We start from the raw sequence: 19,405 nt of genomic DNA, 5'->3' as shown, positions 1-19,405 counted from the left end.
AGAATTTTTTCATGGGCTTTCGTACGATTAAAACGGCTATTGCCGCATTAATGGCCGTACTCATTGCGGATGGTTTTGGCATTCATGGAGCTACCTCGGCAGGGCTTTTGGCTATTTTGGGGGTGGATGTCACGCGCAAGAGAAGCCTCCGTACCATTTCGGCGAGATTTTTTGCATCCGTCGTGGGGCTTCTTTTTGCTTGTGTTTTGTTTGTTCTATTCGGATTCCATGATTGGGTACTGGCATTATATATTTTAACGGCGTTTCCGGTCATTGTACGGGTGGGCTTTAAGGAAGGAATCGTCACGGGTTCGGTCGTGGTTTTCCGCGTGTTCAGCGGTGGTGTGATTGATATGCAGGTGCTGCTGACCCAACTGTGTCTGCTGGTCATCGGATTAGGGTCCGCGATGGTCGTCAATTTGGCCTACATGCCGCGCTCCGATAACACCATGCAGCAAATCCGGCAGGAGGTAGACCGGACGTTTTCCATTATATTCAGAAATATGGCCAATACATTACGCAGTCCGGCATACATATGGGATGGCAAGGAAGTTATAGAGGCAAACAGCGTCATAGCCAGAGGGGTGACCGAGGCAGGGCGTTCATTGGAAAATCAGATGCTTCGTCCGCAAGAGGGCTGGAATGTGTACTTTTATATGCGCAGGGAACAGCTGGAATCCATTCAAAATATGATGCAGTTGATCTCGCAGATGTACCAGCATATGCCGCAGGCCAAACTTTTAGCCGAGCTATTTGATCAGCTCAGCAATGACGTTCTGGCCGGACATTATACGGGACAGACGGAGAAGTTGCTGGAGCAGGTACGTGAGGAATTCAAAAAAATGGAGCTCCCCTCAACCCGGGAGGAATTCGAAATTCGTTCGGCATTGTTACAGCTTACACATGAATTACATCAGTATTTGAAAATCGCCAAAAAGGACAAGGCCCCCACTCCAGTCAAAGCTTAGAGTCGAGGGCCCCAACTAAAAAGCTACTGTCTAACGATGGACAGTAGCTTTTTTTTGTTCAGTGATGACGGGCGGAGCAGGAAGGGGGCGTTTGTGCCGAATTCGACCTGCGATCCATAAGGCAACGGTGATCAGGCAAGGATAAAGCATGGCCCAGCCGACAAAAGGAAACACCACCGCAGTCGAGATGAACGACACCCAACTGATGGCTACACCCCAGCGATTACCTCGTAGCAGCTTGATACCCGCAGCACACCCGCCCAGGTAGGTCAGGATAAAAGTGGCGTTGGGGAACTGAATCAGGTTGGTGAGTGAAACAGTACCGCTACCGTAAAGGGACATAATGACGACGAAACAAAGGAAGAGAAACACGATACCCCCAATTGGCGTATGAAAGCGCCGGGATAAGAGACCCATCCAGCGGAAGGCATGGCCTTGCCGGGATAAAGCATATGCGACGCGTGAAGCAGCACCAACATAAGCAATAATCGTAGCTGTACATATAAAGATGCCTGTCAAGCCGGCTATCACCGCGCCCCACGGACCAATGGCCCGGCTAATCACCCATACGAGCGAAGCGTCCGATCCGCCTGCAAGGTAGCTTTGCGTCCCGACTGTAGCCAGTGCAGTAAGAAAATAAAGCAAACCGACGATAACGGCTGCTACGGTGACACCCTTAACAGCCGCCCGTTGTGGATTGGTGAATTCCTCCGACAAATGGGAGACAGCCTCCCAACCGATGAAGCACCAGAACAGAATTGCTGCCGCCTGACCAACAGGAAGCCAGCCGTGCGGAGCAAACGGTGTGAAGTGTACCGATTTCATTTGTGGCAGCGCTGCGACAATGGCGAAGATAAGGACAGCAACGATAGCAATGACAACGGCGATCTGAATACGTCCCGCAACCTTCATACCGATCCAGTTAATGATCAGTCCAACCGCCAGCATGGCGGCGGCCAATCCCATCCGGCTTCCCTCTCCCCAGCCCATGGCGGCGGTCATATAGCCAGCTCCGGTGAGTGCGGCAACAGGCGCCCCAATCGGAACTGACATCAGAAAAAACCATCCGATATAAGAGCCTGCACGCGGCGAAAAAGCCAGCGAGACAAAATGCGATACTCCTCCAGCGTTCGGGAATTTGGCGGACAACAGTCCCATAGATAGAGCCATCGGCAAGATGAGCAGGGTCATAAAGCCCCACGCCAATAGGGAGGCCGGACCCGCCATTTCGGCGGCAAGACCGGGCACAATCAATATCCCCGAACCCAGCACCGCCCCGATATATAGCGCAATGGCCTGTGGAAGACCAATGGTAGATTGCAGTTTATGTTCATTTGTCATTCAGGTAAGCCTTCTTTCTCTTGTCATTTCCTTCAGCTTATCAGATAATCAATCTATCGGAAAAACGGAATATAACGATGGCTTGTATCGAAAAAAACGATCGAAGGAGCAATTTATGGAATCACGGCATTTGTTTACGTTTTTAAATGTGGTTGAGGCAGGCAGCTTTACCCGGGCGGCGCGTATATTAGACTATGCACAATCAAGTATAACTGCCCAAATTCAGACGCTGGAGACGGAGCTGGGCACACCTCTTTTTGACCGCATAGGTAAGAAAATCATGCTGACAGATGCCGGACGACGCTTGCTGCCCTATGCGCAGGAAATTTCCAAGATGCATGCCCTTGCCAAGGATGCGCTACGTTCGGAAACCGTGCTGACGGGCACACTGAAAATCGGAGCGCCAGAGTCGCTGGCGGCTTTCCGCCTGCCGAGCCTGATCCGTGAGTACAGGGAACGGTATCCAAAGGTGAAAATCGTGCTTAAACCGGGAGAATGCTGGGAATTGCGCGATATGACCCGCTCAGGTGAGCTGGATTTGGCCTTTTTGCTTCAGCCGGAGACGGAGGATAGAGAACTGCATGTCACTACACTCATTCACGAGCCGATGGCATTGGTCGCGCCACTGGGTCATCCATTAGTTTCCTATAATAACGTGGAGCCCGTTGACTTAAAGGACGAAACCATTTTGCACACAGAGGCGGGCTGCACCTATCGTATCCTTTTTGAGCAATATTTGAATAGACACGGTATTTTTGCAGACCCGAGTCTGGAGTTTTGGAGTATTGAAGCGATCAAGCAATGTGTCATGGCCGGATTGGGCGTTGCGCTGCTTCCGCTGGTTACGGTGCAAAATGAATTGCGTGAAGGGAAGATGGCGCGTTTAAGCTGGGATGACAGCGAACAGCAGGTGGCTACCCAGGTCGCCTATCACACGAAAAAGTGGAAATCCCCGGCGCTCAGCGAATTTTTACGGATTGTCGAGCAGCATGTAACACAATGGCGTGCATGAGTTCAAGCCGTTAGAGCATAAGCTTATACAAATAATATTTTTTCCTTTTCGCCTATTCACTCAACATTCGCCTACTTCCTGCATACATATGTATGGAATGATTGATTGTATGGAGGAGGTTCAAGAATGGCATTGAGTCATAAAAATCGTAGAGAGATTATTACAAAAGCGATCTGCGGTAAAGGTCGCAAATTCTCTACCGTAACCCATACCGTAACTCCGCCTAATAATCCGACCAGCATTTTGGGGGCGTGGATTATTAACCACCAGTATGAGGCTGTGGCGGCTGGAGACGGCATTGAGGTGGTGGGGACGTATGATATCAATATCTGGTATTCATACGATAAAAACTCGCAGACCGATGTGGCTAAGGAAACGGTGTCGTATGTGGAAAATGTGCCGCTCTCGTATCTTGATCCGAAACACCGGGCGTCTACAGTGGAAGTATCCGCCGAGGCGACACAGGAGCCAAGCTGCGTTGAGGCCAGTGTGTCTTCAGGGGGCGGCAGCGTAATTATCCGGGTCGAGCGGGAATTTGCGGTGGAGCTGGTGGCGGAAACGAAGATTGTTGTAGAAGTATTCCCGAATGGAAGCAGTGACGATTTTGACAAGGACTATGATTTTGGAGCGGAAGAAGGGGACTATGAGGAGCTCGACCCCGACCTCATCGACGACGAGCTCTGACGGAAGTAACCAAAAAGAGGGCCGCTTTACTCTTTGCGCCGGCTGAGACTGCGCAGGGAGCAAAGGCCCTCCTTTTTCTTGTTATAGGGAAGGGGAATTTTCCAGTCGTCCGTAATCTGGTAGGGAGGGGTAAGATGATGCAGCAGGCGGGACAGGCGCTCAGACGCTTCAGACAGATGCCGGATGATGAAAAGCAGCGCAGGCTGGAACGTTCCGGCATATCGGTTCGCTGGATTGACGACAACGCAGCAGATTTTGCGGTAGGCTATGCAGTGCAAATCCATCAACTGCGAATGCTGGAAATTCGAAGACGCACAATTGAAGGACACTCCAAAGTCCGCGCTTATGATCCGACTGCGCTGGATAGCAGCTCTCAACTGTCCATCAGAATGGAGCGATTGGCTGTGCGTACTTTGTACACACTCGGCCTCGACAGCGGTGAAGTGGCGCTGACACTGCTGGGCGAGCGCAGTTGTCAGGTACGTGAAGTCGTGGCGCAGCCATGGCTAAATGGTAGACGCCTAGACACGCTATATGAAGCCGCAGCTCGTGAAGAACAAGACCCTCCAGCAGCACAAGGGGATAAGCAGCTGCTAATCGGGATGGACCCTGAATTTGTGCTGGTCCGCATGCCGGAAGGACGGGTCGTACCGGCTTCACGATATTTGGGCCGCCTTGGCGTGGCAGGATGCGATGCGGTTACGCGCCGGGGGCGGACATTGTACCCGGTCGCTGAGCTTCGACCCACGCCAAGTGGCGATCCGGCCCTTTTACTGACACATTTACGCCATGCCTTTGCGGCGGCAGCCCGACGCATTGCCGACCGTACGCTGATTTGGCAAGCGGGCGGGATGCCGCAGTCGGGTTTTCCGCTGGGAGGGCATCTGCATTTTAGCGGAATTCCGCTGAACGGGGCACTGTTGCGTGCGCTGGACAATTATTTAGCGCTGCCTTTGGCGTTGTTAGAAGATAAACGAGCAGCTCGGCGCAGACCGCATTACGGCAATTTGGGCGATTTTCGCCGCCAACCGTATGGAGGTTTTGAATACCGTACACTACCCAGCTTTCTCGTTTCGCCACAGCTCGCGAAAGGCGTGATTGGAATGGCATTTCTCATCGCGTCTCAATATCCGCGTTTGCAGCGCAGGCCGCTGGATGAGGAAGAGGCTCATAGAGCGTTTTATGAAGGAAATCGGATCGTGCTGGGGGAGTATATGGAACCTCTTATTTTGGATATTGTTTCACTGGATGTATATCCGCAATATAAAGCTTATGTCGGTCCATTGCTGGACAGCCTGCGTCAGGGAAAACAATGGGATGAATCGCGGGATTTGCGTCCGTTCTGGAAGCTTTCGTAAAATGTGTGACGTTGTCTGCGATGCTTTCATGTTATCGACTGTCATTTTTGCTATAATGAAAGGTAATGTAAGTTTAAACGGAACAATGTATGGGGGTTAGTAAAAGGTATGGCCAAATATACACCAATGATTGAGCAATATTTATCGATAAAAGATCAGGCGCAGGATGCGTTTTTGTTTTTCCGCCTGGGGGATTTTTACGAGATGTTTTTTGATGATGCGATTCTTGCATCTAAGGAGCTGGAGATTACACTTACCGGACGTGAGGGTGGCGGCACGGAAAAAATTCCGATGTGCGGCGTGCCTTATCATTCGGCGGAAAATTACATACAGCGCCTTATAGAAAAGGGCTATAAAGTTGCCATTTGCGAACAGATGGAGGATGCCTCGGTTACGAAAGGGATGGTACGGCGAGATATTGTCCGTGTCGTCACTCCGGGTACGGTAATGGAAGGCAAGGTGCTGGGTGACAAATCCAACAACTACATGGTATGTGTCACCGAGACGGACGGGATGCTGGCACTGGCGGCTTGCGATTTGTCCACAGGTGAGCTGTATGTGACCTCTGTACCGGATTCGAAGGAATGGCTATTGGATGAAATTAATATTTATGAGCCATCAGAGATGCTGGGGGACGGTCATCTGCTCGATTTTGTGACCTCCCGAATGTCACCCGTAGGACGGCGTGTTGTATACACAGCCTGGGACAAGTCTAAGGATGATCTTGTGCGTGGTCAATTTGGTGAAGCAACGTGGGCCAGACTCAACGAGGAACGTAGGCATTGTGTATCGCGTTTGATTGCTTATTTGAATGAAACGCAAAAAAGATCGTTAGGCCAGTTGACACAGATTTCTGCTTATGAGCCGAACCATTTTATGATTCTTGATCCATTTACCCGCCGTAATCTGGAACTGGTGGAGACGGTTCGTGAGCGCTCCAAGAAGGGCTCGTTGCTGTGGCTGCTGGATCGGACGGAGACGTCGATGGGAGCGCGGTTGCTGCGACGCTGGATCGACAAGCCGCTGCTTAGCAGTAATCTGATCGAGGAACGGCTGGAAGCGGTGGACAAGCTGTACCATCAGTTTATTTTTCGGGAGGATGTGCGTGCACAGCTCAAGGAAATTTACGATCTGGAGCGCTTGGTTGGGCGAATTGCCTTTGGCAGCGCCAATGCACGCGACCTGATTGCACTCAAGCTGTCATTGACCCGGATTCCGGCTTTGCGTGAGTTATGCGCAGAATCGGAATCGGAGACACTGCGCCGAATTGCCCAAACGCTGGATAGCTGTACAGACTTGTGCGCGTTGATTGAGGAAGCCGTGGCGGATGAGCCGCCTATTTCCGTAAGGGACGGCGGCCTCATTAAGGAAGGCTACCATCAGCGTCTGGACGAGCTACGGGAAGCTAGTGTGAACGGCAAGCGCTGGATCGCCGAGCTGGAGGCCAAGGAACGTGTAGCGACTGGCATTCGGTCGCTCAAAATCGGGTACAACAAAGTATTTGGCTATTATATCGAGGTAACCAAATCCAATCTGGCTTCATTGCCGGAAGGACGATATGAACGCAAGCAAACGCTGGCGAATGCGGAACGTTATATTACACCGGAGCTGAAGGAAAAGGAATCTCTGATTTTGGAAGCCGAGGATAAGATGGTGGACCTGGAGTACTCTCTCTTCTCCGAGCTTCGCAGTAAACTAAATACTGAAATTCCACGTCTGCAAAAGCTGGCAGAGCGGGTGGCTGAAATTGACGTGTACCAGTCACTGGCATCGGTCAGCGCAGAGCGTGGCTTCGTCAAGCCTGAACTGACCACGGGATATGATTTCGTAGTGGAGCAGGGGCGGCATCCCGTTGTGGAAGCCGTGATGAAGGATGGCAGCTTTATCGCCAATGGTACGGCACTGGAAGAAAAAGATGCGCATATTTTGCTGATCACCGGTCCGAATATGGCCGGGAAAAGCACGTATATGCGTCAGGTCGCGCTTATCGCAATCATGGCGCAGATCGGCTGCTTCGTTCCGGCTGCACATGCCAAAGTGCCGATGCTGGATCGCATTTTTACGCGCATCGGTGCAGCGGATGATCTGATCGGTGGACAGAGTACGTTCATGGTGGAAATGGCTGATATTCAGGTCATGACAGACAAGGCGACTCCGCGAAGCCTCATCATTATTGACGAGTTGGGACGCGGTACGTCCACCAGTGAAGGGATGGCGATTGCGCAGGCGGTCATCGAGTTTGTGCATGATACGATCGGCTGTAAGGCGCTGGTGTCTACGCATTTTCATGAGCTGGCTCATTTGGAGCAAAGCCTGTCCTCGCTGCGGAATTACTCTATGGCAGTACAGGAAAGCGGCGACAAGGTGAATTTCCTGCGCAAGCTCATACCGGGTGCGGCCAGTAGCAGTTACGGTATTTATTGTGCCCGTCTTGCAGGTTTGCCGGATAATATCATTGAACGCGCGAACGGGCTGTTGCACGGCTTTGAGCACGCAGCTTCCCAAGTAACGGCAGGCACCGAGGTTGTTGCAGCAGCGAGGGAAAACGTTGTAAGAGAAGCTGCATTGCAGGCTCCATTTGTGTCACAGCAAGCCACCGTTGTAAAAGAAGACACTCAGCAGGCTGTGGAAGACTCCAGTGTGCTGGACCATACGGCTACCGGAGTCGTACAACTGTCCATTTTCGGAGAGCAAGAGCTTGCTCCTGCCAAGCCGCAGCTAGAGACGGCCGAGGTTAATCCGATTGTGCGCCAGATTTTACGCAAGGTGAAAAACGCCGATGTCATGAACATGACACCTTTGCAGGCGATGCAGTTGTTAAATGAACTGAAAAACAAGGCTAACGGCCTGTAGTTCACGATATGATATTTCCAGTTTTTCATCACACTTTGAGGTCAGGGGGAGGTTAAAAGGATGTCTAAAATTCGGGTACTGGATGAGCATATTGCCAACCAGATTGCTGCCGGTGAGGTTGTGGAACGTCCAGCCTCCGTCGTGAAGGAACTGGTGGAAAATGCGATTGATGCGGGCGGTACGCGCGTAGATGTATGGGTGGAAGAAGGCGGGCTGCAAAGCATCCGGGTGACGGATAATGGCAGTGGCATTGAGCCTGAAGATGTGGAAACGGCGTTCTATCGGCATGCGACAAGCAAAATCGGACATGGACGCGATCTGTTCCAGATCACGAGCCTGGGCTTCCGTGGAGAAGCGCTGCCGAGTATTGCGGCTGTATCGAAAGTGGAGCTGCTCACAGCAGCCGCAGATGACGGACGTGCCCGCAAATTGATTATTGAGGGCGGCAAGCTGGTACTGCACGAGGATGCAGCCGCCCGGCAAGGGACGGATTTTACCGTCCGGGAGCTGTTTTATAATACACCTGCAAGACTGAAATATATGAAAACGATCCAGACGGAGCTGGGGCACATTTCGGATGTGCTTTACCGAATGGCGCTTTCGCACCCGGAAGTTGCCTTCACTTTACGACATAACGGGAATACACTGCTTCAAACGCTGGGTAATGGTGATTTGCTTCAGGTGATTGCTGCTGTTTACGGAACTTCTGCGGCCAAATCCATGCTGCTGCTGGAAGGAGAAAGTCTCGATTACCGTATTAGCGGCTATGTCAGCCGCCCGGAGTGGACCAGATCGAATCGAAACGCCATCTCGACGGTGGTGAACGGGCGCTTTGTGCGCAGCTATGGGCTGAATCAGGCGTTGCTTAAGGCGTATCATACGCTGCTGCCGATCAATCGTTTTCCACTGGCTGTGATCCAGTTGGAGATGCATCCTTCACTGGTGGATGTTAACGTTCATCCCGCCAAGCTGGAGGTGCGTTTCAGCAAAGAAGCAGAGCTGTTTCAGTTGATTGAGGATTCGGTAAAAGCTGTTCTAGGACAGCAGGTGCTGATTCCGAAGGCAGTCAAGCGCGAAATCGGCGGCAAGGATAGCGGCTCGTTTGTGCAGGAGCAGTTTCATTTCTCGAAGGGAAACGGTATGGAAGGAAATTCTTCTGCTGCCGAGAGCCGAGTGGAGGCGCAGCCGCTTACCGGAGCTTACCCAGAGAGCCGTGACCCTCGCCAATCTATTCGGCTGGATGGAAATGAGGAGAACCGTGGGCATGGGGCGGATCGTGAGCAACATCAAGATAGGGAGAGGCTCCCTGTCAGTGGTCGGGTGAATCCGCCTTCTGGGCAACGTGTCAGTGACGAAGAGTTAGATGCAGATTTTGTGGATGGAAACGATGGAAATGGCGTTAGAGGGAGCGCTCCATTGCCTGATGGTGCTGCCGGGCAGACGCCCGATACTCAAGAAATACTAGGAAGTAGAGCCGTATCAGGCTCATCTTCCTTGTACAGCGGCGGAGTACAGGAAGCGGCAGCTTCTGTGGCTTATCGGCCTTCTGCTTCACCGGGTGCAGGAAACGCTGTGGATTCCCGCTATTTCACGGATCAGAAGCCACGTCAGTCACGACTGAATGCAGAGCAGTTGGCGGTGGTATCGGGTGAGGCTCCCGAACTGCCCGCTTTTCCTGAGCTAAATTTGATCGGTCAGCACCATGGAACCTATTTGATTGCGCAGAACGATCAGGGGCTGTATTTAATTGACCAGCATGCAGCGCATGAACGGGTTAACTACGAATTTTATTATGAGAAATTTGGAAATCCCGAGGCCGTATCGCAGGAGCTACTGCTGCCGATTACATTAGAGTTTACGCCTTCAGAGACGGAAAAGCTGAAAACAAGGCTACACTGGTTTGAGCAGGCCGGAGTGTATTTGGAGCATTTTGGTGGTCAAACCTTCCGGGTTAGCTCTTATCCTTACTGGCTTCCTCAAGGAGAAGAAGCGGATGTTATTGAGGAAATGGCAGGATGGGTACTGGATGAAAAAGCAATTGATCTTGCTAAGCTACGGGAGGCAGCCTCGATCATGTGCTCCTGTCGGGCTTCGATTAAAGCGAACCAGAAGCTGACCGACCGACAGGCTGTCGTATTGCTGGAGCGTTTGGCGGCATGTAGACAGCCGTACACCTGCCCGCATGGGCGACCTATCGTTGTATCCTTTTCCACATATGATTTGGAGAAGCTGTTTAAAAGAGTAATGTAAGGGAGTTTATATATGTTGCAGGATCGGGAAAACCGTGAAGAAGAAAGGCAGGCAAGGCTTCGGAAGGAACAAGCCGATTTACTGGTGACGACGGGGGATTCTCCCTCGGCTGAGGTTGTGCAGCGGGCGGAAATGCTTGCAGCCGAGCTGGGGGTGTTGTATGCCCCCCGTCGTGGTATATCGGTAGCAAGGCTGACTGCTGCTCATAAAGTTCGTCAGGCGCTGGTGCTAGTGCAGGGCGGGGTGAGGCTGATTAGTCCGGAACAACCACCGATGACTTTTCACCCAAGTATGGGCTTCATCCGCGCCAAGCGGGTGTTGAAAGGGGAGCCTGATCCGATGTTGACCGCCGCTCGGCTCGTTCCGGGGGACACCGTGCTGGATTGCACCGCAGGACTCGGAACGGATTCCCTCCTGTTTGCAATTGGAACAGGAAGCTCTGGACAAGTAGTTGCGGTGGAAAGTTCTTTTCTTGTCTATGCTTTAATCAAGGATGGAATGAGGCATTACCGTTCCGGTAACGCAGCGGTAGATGCGGCATTTTCCGGCATTGATGTTCGTTTTGGTCATCATTTGGACTATTTGCGGAGCTTGCCGGATCGCAGTGTGGATATTATCTATTTTGACCCGATGTTCCGTGATCCGTTGCTCGATTCCAGTGCCATCGGTCCATTGAGAGGGTTGGCTAACCCGGATGCGCTGGATGAGGAAAGTATTGCTCAGGCAAAACGGATTGCAAGGAAAACAATTGTATTGAAGGAAAAACGGGGCAGCGGGGAATTTGCCCGCCTCGGCTTCCGTGTGGAGCAACGGGGCACAACGAAAACAGTGTACGGAGTGATTGATATTGACAGCGGCATCTAAACTACTTGTTCTTGTTGGCCCGACAGCGGTCGGCAAGACAAAATTAAGCATCGAGATGGCACGGCAATTTGACGGGGAAATTATTTCCGGAGATTCCATGCAGGTGTATCGTCATATGGATATTGGAACTGCCAAAATTTCCGAACAGGAAATGGAAGGAATTAAGCACCATTTGATTGATATTCATGAGCCGGAATACCCATATTCGGTAGCTGCATTTCAGGAAGATTGCCGTCGCCTTATACCGGATATTCATGCCAGAGGAAAACTACCGTTTATCGTAGGTGGGACTGGTTTGTATGTGGAGTCTGTCTGCTATGAATACCAGTTTTCCGAGGTTGGAGCTGATGAAGCTTTTCGTCAGGAACAGCTTGATTATGCCGAGAAATTTGGAGCCGAGGCGCTTCATGCGCGACTACAGGCGGTTGATCCCGAAAGTGCACGTCGTCTGCATCCCAACGATCGTCGCCGAGTCGTTCGAGCATTGGAAATTTATCATGTTAGCGGAACGACTCTTAGCTCGCAATTGGCCAATCAAAAAAAGGAATCTCCTTATCAGCTATGCATCGTAGGTTTGACAATGGATAGGCAAATGCTATATAAACGTATTGAAGACCGAATTGACGGGATGCTCGATCAAGGGCTTGTTGCTGAGGTAACCTCCTTAATGGAACGGGGAGTGCGAAGCGATGCCATCTCCATGCAAGGTCTAGGCTATAAAGAGATATCCTCCTACCTGCGAGGAGAGGTGTCTTTGGAAGAGGCGGTGACTTGGCTAAAACGGGATACGCGTCATTTTGCGAAGCGGCAGCTCTCGTGGTTTCGCCATATGAAAGATATCCAGTGGGTAGATGTCACCGATTTCGGAAATTTTTCTGCTCATGCAGCCCGAATACACGAAATTATAGCAGGAAAGTTCCGGACAGACCTTGAATATACTTCAAAACAATCCAAATGATTATTGGGGGTACGGCTAAAATGAACAAGTCCATTAATATCCAAGATACGTTTCTGAATCAATTGCGCAAGGATTCTATACCGGTAACGGTGTACCTGATCAATGGATTTCAGGTGCGGGGAACGATTAAAGCATTTGACAACTTCACAATTGTTATCGACTCGGATGGAAAGCAACAGTTGATCTACAAGCATGCTATTTCCACTTTTACACCGCAGCGCAATGTGTCGCTTGTGCAGCAACAAGATAACGCAAGCGATAACTGATTACGGCCTGACGGTCGCCCGGGTTGATGAAACTTTTCAAGCGTCCGTCTCGTCTAACCGTATAGGAATGTGACCGGGAGCAACCTGAACAGGGTTGTTCTTTTCATTCCGTTTGCTTTCATGCTGCCGACAGCAAGCTATATATACTTTCGGCAACATATGATTATTCGCGAAAGGGAGTCAGGGGAATGCCAAACGATTCATTGTCCAGATCCGGCAATCGCAATAGAAACACACCTAAAGAGAAGCCGAAGGGCAAGAAAAAGAAAATTACAGGTAAGCAAATTGGATGGACACTGTTTATTACGGCGGCGTTAGCCATATTTTGCGCGCTTGGTGGATATTTGTTTGTCATGGTTAATGGTGAAAAAATCTATAAGGCCAATCAAGACAAAATTACAGTGAATGAGACATCGAAGGTTTACGATCGCAACGGCGTGCTTATGGGTGAGCTATCCGTACAAAAAAGTGATCCTGTCACAAGTGAAGAAATACCAGACCTGCTGAAAAAGGCCTTTGTGGCAACTGAGGATAAACGGTTTTATGAGCATCAGGGTGTCGATATTTGGTCCATTGGCCGGGCGGCTGTTAAGGACATCGTAGCCCGTTCGGCAGTTGAGGGCGGCAGTACGCTGACCCAGCAGTTGGCGAAAAACCTGTTTTTGACGCGTGACAAGACCTTTTTCCGTAAAGCGACCGAAGTATCCATTGCGATGGCCCTGGAGCGGAATTTGAATAAAGAACAAATTATTACGCTTTATCTGAACCGTATTTGGTTTGGACGTTCTTACTCCGGTATCAAAGCGGCGTCGGAAGGCTATTTTGGAGTGTCAGACTTAAATAAATTAAAGTTATGGCAGATCGCTACATTGGCAGCTATTCCAAAAGGGCCTTCCAAATATAATCCAATTAGTAATCCGGAAAACTCAAAGGAACGACGTGCAGTGGTTCTCCAGTTGATGTTCGAGCAGGGAATGATCGGCAAGCAGGAAATGGAAGAGGCCAAGGCTGTAGATTATGATTACAAGCAGCCGGAAAAAGTTCAAAAGTATCAGAATTTTATGGAATATGTGATGAATGAGGCGGAGGAAGCCCTGCCGGAAGTCAGCGGAGACGACTTGATCGTTGGTGGATATAAAATTCATACGACGATGGATGCTCAGGCCCAAAATGCGTTGGATCAGGCGATGGCAGATGATGATATGTTCGAAAAAAGTCCGGACGATCAGCCTGTTCAGGGTTCCATGGTCATCATTAACAACCAGACGGGCGGAATTGCCGCGATGGCACCCGGACGGGATTACAAAAAGGGAACCTTTAACCGCGCAACACAAAGCCGTAGACAGCCAGGCTCGGCCTTTAAACCTATTGCGGCGTATGCGCCGGCTCTCGAATCTGGCAAATTTACAATGGATACACCTTTGAGTAATGAGCGACAGAGTTTTAACGGGTACAGCCCGAAAAACTTGCACGGTTACTCTTCGACCATCAGTATGACTGATGCGATTACCAAGTCTGAAAATATCCCGCCAGTATGGCTGCTGAACCAAATTGGTGTGGAAAAAGGAGTTCAATTCGCGGAGAGCGTAGGAATTCCGATGGACAAAAATGATCACTCGCTCGCTATCGCTTTGGGTGGATTAAGCAAAGGAACGAATACCCTTGAAATGGCACAGGCGTACAGCTCTTTTGCCAATAACGGACAGTTCCAAAAGGCTTATTCTATCAAGCAAATTAATGATAGTGATGACAAAACGGTTTACACTCACAAAGAAGAGTTTAAAACCGTAATGAGCGAGAAAACAGCTTATGAAATGACGCAGATGATGCAAAATGTCGTCAATAGCGGTACTGGTCGTAAAGCCCGTATTGATTGGCCTGTAGCCGGTAAAACGGGTACAACCCAGAGTGGAATCAGCGGTAACAGTGGCAACCGTGATATCTGGTTTGTCGGTTATACGCCGGAATATACTGGTGCGGTATGGATGGGCTATGACAAGCCGGACAGCAAGCATATGCTGAGAAACTACAGTGGGCAGTCGGCAGCCTTTTTCGGAAGGGTCATGGGTGAAGCCCTCAAGGGGCACCCGGTTACGCAATTCAGCCAGCCGAAGGGATATGAACCGCCAGTTGAGCAGAAGCCAGATGAGCCAGTTCAGGTTACCGCTCCAAGCGGACTGAGCGGGTCTTATAGTCAGGACACCCAAATTGTATCGCTGTCCTGGAATGCCGCAGCGGGAGATAATATGCAATACCGTGTGTATCGCAAGGAGGCTTCCGAAGGGGGCTTTACGGCGATTATGGAGGCGATGAAAGGCACGAGTGGTGAAGATACATCTCCATTAGCCGGAGCCAAGTATGATTATTATGTAACGGCTTATGGAGCGGATGGTAAGGAATCTGGTCCATCGAATACAATCCGTGTGGAAATTCCGGCAGAGACCACTCCGGTAGATCCTCAGCAGGAAACCGATCCGAATCAGAATGGAACATTACCGGATAACAGCGGGACTACAGATGGTCAGAACGGCACCGATCAGGGGAATACATTCCCTGGAGGTACCGATAATGGTACCAGCCCGGGACAGGTTCCGACGACTCCTGGAGACACTAGCGGTACAGGCAATAATACTGGCAGCTCTGGCACCGGAAGTGACCCGAGTCAGGGGAATGGCCAGACAACAACACCGGATGCAGGTACCTTCAATAGTGATACAACGGTGAATCCAGATAACACGGATTCACCTACCACAGGAACCACAACGGATGGAAGTCAGGAAACCAATTCCAACGGTCAGCCGAACTCCAATCGTGGACATCGCAATCGGAATTAGAAGGCATATGTTGTATGCAAGTTGAATTTGTCTCAAACCAAAGGTATTTTCGGACCATTTCATGGTCTGAGAATACCTTTTTTGCTGTGATGAAGAGTGCTATTTTTGAGTGTACAGTTTAAATATGGTAAGCTGGTTTTACCAATGTTGGAGAGGAACATCATTTATGAAGCGCAAATTCGGAGACCGGGCCAACTGGCGCAGAATAACGAACCGCAAGTTTGCTTGCCGGTATGTGGAAAGTGACGTGTTTACAGGATATGTGACCTTGTATACCATTTTGAGTCTCAAGGAGCCGTTATGGAAAAGCTACGGCGGTCATACGTTTTGCATAGCGGATAAAGGTTATTCCTGGTTGCAATATTACCCGAAGGGTGAGCATTATGTTGTGACTGCTATGTTCGACAATCGGGAGCAGATTGTGGAATGGTATATTGATACCTGCCGTAATCAGGGTGTGACCGATCAGGGAGTTCCCTGGTTTGACGATTTGTATTTGGATGTGGTGGTACTTAAAAATGGCGAAATCTTTTTGGTGGACGAGGATGAGCTAGAGGATGCGTTACAGCGCGGGCATATCTCGGCACAGGAGGCAGAATTGTCTAATCGTACGGCGGCTGACGTTTTACGACGAATAGATGCCCATACATTCCCCTATTTTAAAATGTCGCTGAAACACCGGGAAGAATGGTTTCACAATGGTGATTTTAAGAGGGATCGGTGAAGGTTTTGCAGTGGATGAGAAGCACTGGGCGAAAAGAATCTGAATTAAAAAGCAGGCTGAGCCGCCCGAAGAAAAAGTTTACAGTAGCCAAACGTCTTATGATTTGTCTGCTGTTCATCTTTATAATCGGTTTGGTATGGGCGGGTATTCGATTTTGGAATATGAATAACGCAGCCTCTACCACTCCGCTTCAGCAGGCGCAGGTAGGTATTGTACTTGGGGCGTCCATGTGGGGAGCAGAGCCAAGTCCTGGGCTGAAGGAGAGGTTGAACGAAGCCTTGCAGCTATACCGCAACGGGACAGTGAAGCATCTGATTGTAAGCGGGGGATTGGACAAACCAACTTACCCCTATACGGAAGCTGAGGGGATGCAACGCTATTTGGTCGACAGAGGTGTTCCAGCGCAGCATATTGTGTTGGAAAATCATGCAACTAGCACCTACGAAAACCTGTTATATAGCCAGCGTATCATGAAGAAGTATGGTTGGACCTCAACCGTGATTATTACACATAGCTATCATGGTCCACGGGCGCTGGAGATTGCCCGATTTTTGAATTTAGATCATCCCCAGATGGCTCTGGCGGAATCCAAAGTGCTGAATATGCCGCTTCACCAGTCAAGAGAGGTGCTGGCTTACACCAAATGGACGCTGCAACGGTGGTGGCTTGGTGCCCAAACTTGGATGTCCTGAAATGTACATCGTTTTTCCATAAAGGTCTCATCTCCATATACAAAATGCTTCTGCGTGAGCTTTCGTCGCTTTTGTGCTAATAAGGACATGCCGGACCGAATACATTAGTAGGGTAAGCTGTGCCTGAAGAAATGTTGAGGTGATGGATGCATGAACGGACGGGGAATCGCCGCGGGCAAGCGGACGGAGGAGAGACCTTCCAGGCAAATCAATGTCGTGCTGCGTAGCCCGGAGCCGATAGCTTCGGTAAATGTTGACGAGACGGATGCAGCAACTTCGACCAAGTCGCAGGCGTTACCGCAGTATCTTAGTCTCTATCAGGAAATTCAGAAGGAACTCGATCATCTCGTCGGTCTGGATAACATCAAAGAACTGGTATTTGAAGTATATGCATTTTTGCAAATTGCCCATATGCGTACTGATGCGGGACTGTTGAGTAATGCGCACGTATACCACATGATTTTCAAAGGGAACCCGGGTACGGGGAAAACAACGGTAGCCCGCATTATCGCTAAAATGCTGCAAAAAATGGGGGTACTGAGCAAAGGCCATCTGATTGAGGTGGAAAGGGCTGATTTGGTAGGCGAGTATATTGGGCATACAGCGCAAAAAACGCGGGATCTGGTCAAGAAGTCTCTGGGTGGAGTGCTGTTTATTGATGAGGCATACAGTTTGGCGCGGGGAGGGGAAAAGGATTTTGGAAAGGAAGCTATTGATACCTTAGTAAAATCCATGGAAGATCAGAAAAATCAATTTATTTTGATCCTTGCCGGATACTCGGGTGAGATGGACTTCTTTTTGCGTACAAATCCAGGCTTGCCTTCCCGTTTTCCCATCCAGCTTGATTTTCCGGACTATACCGTGGATCAGCTTATCCAAATTTCCGAAATGATGGCCAAAGAACGGGATTATATTCTCATGCCCCAGTCCATACTCAAAATGAAAGAGCATCTGTTGAATGAACGCAACGACAGTCTTCATGCATTCAGCAACGCGCGTTATGTCCGCAATGTAATCGAAAAAGCGATTCGGCATCAGGCTGTCCGGTTGCTCAATCAATACAGGAGCGGGCAGCCGGGAAAGCAGGAACTGATGACGCTGCGTCCTGAGGATTTGAAAATGGACAAAAGATAGGCGATAATAGAAATCTGAACCACATCGAATTGTATAACATCAAACGGGGGCCGGCCTGAATATCAGGTCGGTCTCTGTGCGAGAGTTAACATGGAAAATAAAGGAGCAAACAATATGGCGAACTCCACTTATGATACACAAACCGAAATGCAGGATAAGGCGGTACTGGTCAGTCTGATTACGGATGAAGTCAAGCGTTCTGGCATCAATACAGAATACTCTCTGAATGAACTTGTGAAGCTGGCTGAGACGGCTGGTGTTGAAGTGCTTAGCGTTTTGACCCAGAACAAGGAAGTAAAGGATTCCAAATGGTTTATCGGCAAAGGTAAGGTAGAAGAACTGCGTGCGGCTGCCGAGGAATTGGGCGCGAATACGGCTATTTTTGATCAGGAGCTGTCGGGGGCTCAGGTGCGTAATCTGGAAGAAAGTCTGGATCTCAAAATTATCGACCGTACGCAGCTCATTCTGGATATTTTTGCCCAGCGTGCGAAAACACGGGAAGGTATTATTCAGGTTGAGCTGGCGCAGTTGTCCTATTTGTTACCCCGTTTATCTGGTCACGGCAAAAATCTGTCACGACTCGGCGGCGGTATCGGAACACGTGGTCCCGGTGAAAGCAAGCTGGAGACAGATCGCCGTCACATCCGTGATCGTATCAGCGATTTGAAGCGTCAGTTGGAGGAAGTGACCCGTCATCGTTATTTGCACAGAGAGCGCAGACAAAAGAGTGGTATTGTGCAGGTGGCGCTTGTCGGCTACACGAATGCGGGTAAATCAACGCTGTTAAAGCAACTGACGGCGGCTGATGTATATATTGAGAACCAACTGTTTGCGACACTGGACCCTACCTCCAGAACGATGGAACTGCCGAGCGGCAAAGAGATTATTCTTACAGATACAGTTGGTTTTATTCAAAATCTGCCCCATGATTTGGTTGCTTCTTTCCGCGCTACTCTGGAGGAAGCGAATGAGGCGCATCTTATTTTACACGTGGTGGATGCTTCTTCGGATATGCGTGACGAACAGATGAAAGTCGTGGAAACGATTTTGCAGCAACTGGGGGCTGCGGACAAGCCTCAGATCGTATTGTTTAATAAAAAGGACGCTTGTACTCCTGAGCAACTGGAAATGCTACCTTCCGGCGATGGCTATTTGAAAATTAGCTCATTTGACGAAAGTGATCTGTTGCGTCTTCGTGAGCTGATACAGGAGCATCTGAGCGGAGATACGCTGAGATTCCGCATACCGGCAGAACGTGGGGACCTGACATCGGTTCTTTATCGGATCGGGGATGTACTTGTGACTGAGTATGATGGCAATGATGTCATTTATGAGGTAGAAGTTCAACGAAGCGAGTATGAAAAATATGGTCATGCCCTTAAGGACTTCACAGAAGGTTAACATCTGATGACGTTTTTAGGTCAATTCAATGATAATGCAGATCATTCAAAGCAAACGGAAGTATAA

General features: G+C 49.9%; 15 protein-coding genes. 14 read left to right on the top strand and 1 reads right to left on the bottom strand.

What is annotated here, in order from left to right; translation table 11 throughout:
* Nucleotides 1-11 precede the first annotated feature (11 nt).
* Nucleotides 12-968, top strand: a complete 957-nt coding sequence (locus E0698_RS07815) for an aromatic acid exporter family protein (RefSeq protein ID WP_192511170.1) — start codon at nucleotides 12-14, stop codon at nucleotides 966-968.
* A gap of 30 nt (nucleotides 969-998) precedes the next feature.
* Here the strand turns inward: E0698_RS07815 and E0698_RS07810 are convergent, their stop codons facing one another.
* Complete coding sequence (locus tag E0698_RS07810; RefSeq protein ID WP_134914727.1) at nucleotides 999-2,309, bottom strand: amino acid permease; 1,311 nt, start codon at nucleotides 2,307-2,309, stop codon at nucleotides 999-1,001.
* A 115-nt stretch (nucleotides 2,310-2,424) separates the two neighbouring features.
* On the opposite strand from E0698_RS07810, the gene E0698_RS07805 reads away from it, so the two are divergent.
* The 13 genes from E0698_RS07805 (at nucleotide 2,425) to hflX (ending at nucleotide 19,339) form a co-directional block, all read left to right on the top strand.
* Nucleotides 2,425-3,321, top strand: coding sequence for a LysR family transcriptional regulator (locus E0698_RS07805; protein WP_149096511.1), 897 nt, complete (start codon nucleotides 2,425-2,427; stop codon nucleotides 3,319-3,321).
* A gap of 126 nt (nucleotides 3,322-3,447) precedes the next feature.
* Complete coding sequence (locus tag E0698_RS07800; protein WP_014281435.1) at nucleotides 3,448-4,005, top strand: outer spore coat protein CotE; 558 nt, start codon at nucleotides 3,448-3,450, stop codon at nucleotides 4,003-4,005.
* Nucleotides 4,006-4,139: 134 nt separating this feature from the next.
* Nucleotides 4,140-5,363, top strand: a complete 1,224-nt coding sequence (locus E0698_RS07795) for a putative amidoligase domain-containing protein (RefSeq protein ID WP_192511169.1) — start codon at nucleotides 4,140-4,142, stop codon at nucleotides 5,361-5,363.
* Nucleotides 5,364-5,471: 108 nt separating this feature from the next.
* Complete coding sequence (mutS, locus tag E0698_RS07790; protein ID WP_192511168.1) at nucleotides 5,472-8,216, top strand: DNA mismatch repair protein MutS; 2,745 nt, start codon at nucleotides 5,472-5,474, stop codon at nucleotides 8,214-8,216.
* 60 nt (nucleotides 8,217-8,276) lie between these two features.
* Nucleotides 8,277-10,466, top strand: a complete 2,190-nt coding sequence (gene mutL, locus E0698_RS07785; protein ID WP_192511167.1) for a DNA mismatch repair endonuclease MutL — start codon at nucleotides 8,277-8,279, stop codon at nucleotides 10,464-10,466.
* Between the two features lie 12 nt (nucleotides 10,467-10,478).
* Entirely contained in the window at nucleotides 10,479-11,330 is an 852-nt protein-coding gene (locus tag E0698_RS07780; protein ID WP_192511166.1) for a class I SAM-dependent methyltransferase, read from the top strand.
* Nucleotides 11,314-12,288: a tRNA (adenosine(37)-N6)-dimethylallyltransferase MiaA gene (gene miaA / locus E0698_RS07775; protein WP_134914732.1), complete on the top strand. Its 975-nt coding sequence runs from the start codon at nucleotides 11,314-11,316 to the stop codon at nucleotides 12,286-12,288. Before E0698_RS07780 ends, miaA begins: the two co-directional genes overlap by 17 nt.
* A 20-nt stretch (nucleotides 12,289-12,308) precedes the next feature.
* Nucleotides 12,309-12,554, top strand: coding sequence for an RNA chaperone Hfq (hfq, locus tag E0698_RS07770; protein ID WP_023989043.1), 246 nt, complete (start codon nucleotides 12,309-12,311; stop codon nucleotides 12,552-12,554).
* Between the two features lie 188 nt (nucleotides 12,555-12,742).
* Nucleotides 12,743-15,388, top strand: a complete 2,646-nt coding sequence (locus E0698_RS07765; RefSeq protein WP_192511165.1) for a PBP1A family penicillin-binding protein — start codon at nucleotides 12,743-12,745, stop codon at nucleotides 15,386-15,388.
* A gap of 166 nt (nucleotides 15,389-15,554) precedes the next feature.
* Nucleotides 15,555-16,112: a DUF402 domain-containing protein gene (locus tag E0698_RS07760; protein WP_134914733.1), complete on the top strand. Its 558-nt coding sequence runs from the start codon at nucleotides 15,555-15,557 to the stop codon at nucleotides 16,110-16,112.
* Nucleotides 16,109-16,804: a YdcF family protein gene (locus E0698_RS07755; RefSeq protein ID WP_187644990.1), complete on the top strand. Its 696-nt coding sequence runs from the start codon at nucleotides 16,109-16,111 to the stop codon at nucleotides 16,802-16,804. The genes E0698_RS07760 and E0698_RS07755 overlap by 4 nt, the downstream gene beginning before the upstream one ends.
* Nucleotides 16,805-16,954: 150 nt before the next feature.
* Nucleotides 16,955-17,938 (top strand): AAA family ATPase, encoded by a 984-nt coding sequence (locus tag E0698_RS07750; protein ID WP_025684039.1) that lies wholly within the window; start codon nucleotides 16,955-16,957, stop codon nucleotides 17,936-17,938.
* A 114-nt stretch (nucleotides 17,939-18,052) separates the two neighbouring features.
* Nucleotides 18,053-19,339, top strand: a complete 1,287-nt coding sequence (hflX, locus tag E0698_RS07745; RefSeq protein WP_192511164.1) for a GTPase HflX — start codon at nucleotides 18,053-18,055, stop codon at nucleotides 19,337-19,339.
* Nucleotides 19,340-19,405 lie beyond the last annotated feature (66 nt).

Origin of the sequence: Paenibacillus sp. 23TSA30-6, assembly GCF_014858585.1 — a bacterium.
Lineage (GTDB): Bacteria > Bacillota > Bacilli > Paenibacillales > Paenibacillaceae > Paenibacillus.
The sequence above is the reverse complement of the archived record's forward strand: the minus strand, read 5'-3'. Positions and strand labels throughout refer to the sequence as shown.

Excerpts from the sequence above, each read along its gene's own strand:
- E0698_RS07815 (WP_192511170.1), top strand. The coding sequence starts at position 12 with ATGGGCTTTCGTACGATTAAAACGGCTATTGCCGCATTAATGGCCGTA.
- E0698_RS07810 (WP_134914727.1), bottom strand. The coding sequence starts at position 2,309 with ATGACAAATGAACATAAACTGCAATCTACCATTGGTCTTCCACAGGCC.
- E0698_RS07805 (WP_149096511.1), top strand. The coding sequence starts at position 2,425 with ATGGAATCACGGCATTTGTTTACGTTTTTAAATGTGGTTGAGGCAGGC.
- E0698_RS07800 (WP_014281435.1), top strand. The coding sequence starts at position 3,448 with ATGGCATTGAGTCATAAAAATCGTAGAGAGATTATTACAAAAGCGATC.
- E0698_RS07795 (WP_192511169.1), top strand. The coding sequence starts at position 4,140 with ATGATGCAGCAGGCGGGACAGGCGCTCAGACGCTTCAGACAGATGCCG.
- mutS (WP_192511168.1), top strand. The coding sequence starts at position 5,472 with ATGGCCAAATATACACCAATGATTGAGCAATATTTATCGATAAAAGAT.
- mutL (WP_192511167.1), top strand. The coding sequence starts at position 8,277 with ATGTCTAAAATTCGGGTACTGGATGAGCATATTGCCAACCAGATTGCT.
- E0698_RS07780 (WP_192511166.1), top strand. The coding sequence starts at position 10,479 with ATGTTGCAGGATCGGGAAAACCGTGAAGAAGAAAGGCAGGCAAGGCTT.
- hfq (WP_023989043.1), top strand. The coding sequence starts at position 12,309 with ATGAACAAGTCCATTAATATCCAAGATACGTTTCTGAATCAATTGCGC.
- E0698_RS07765 (WP_192511165.1), top strand. The coding sequence starts at position 12,743 with ATGCCAAACGATTCATTGTCCAGATCCGGCAATCGCAATAGAAACACA.
- E0698_RS07760 (WP_134914733.1), top strand. The coding sequence starts at position 15,555 with ATGAAGCGCAAATTCGGAGACCGGGCCAACTGGCGCAGAATAACGAAC.
- E0698_RS07750 (WP_025684039.1), top strand. The coding sequence starts at position 16,955 with ATGAACGGACGGGGAATCGCCGCGGGCAAGCGGACGGAGGAGAGACCT.
- hflX (WP_192511164.1), top strand. The coding sequence starts at position 18,053 with ATGGCGAACTCCACTTATGATACACAAACCGAAATGCAGGATAAGGCG.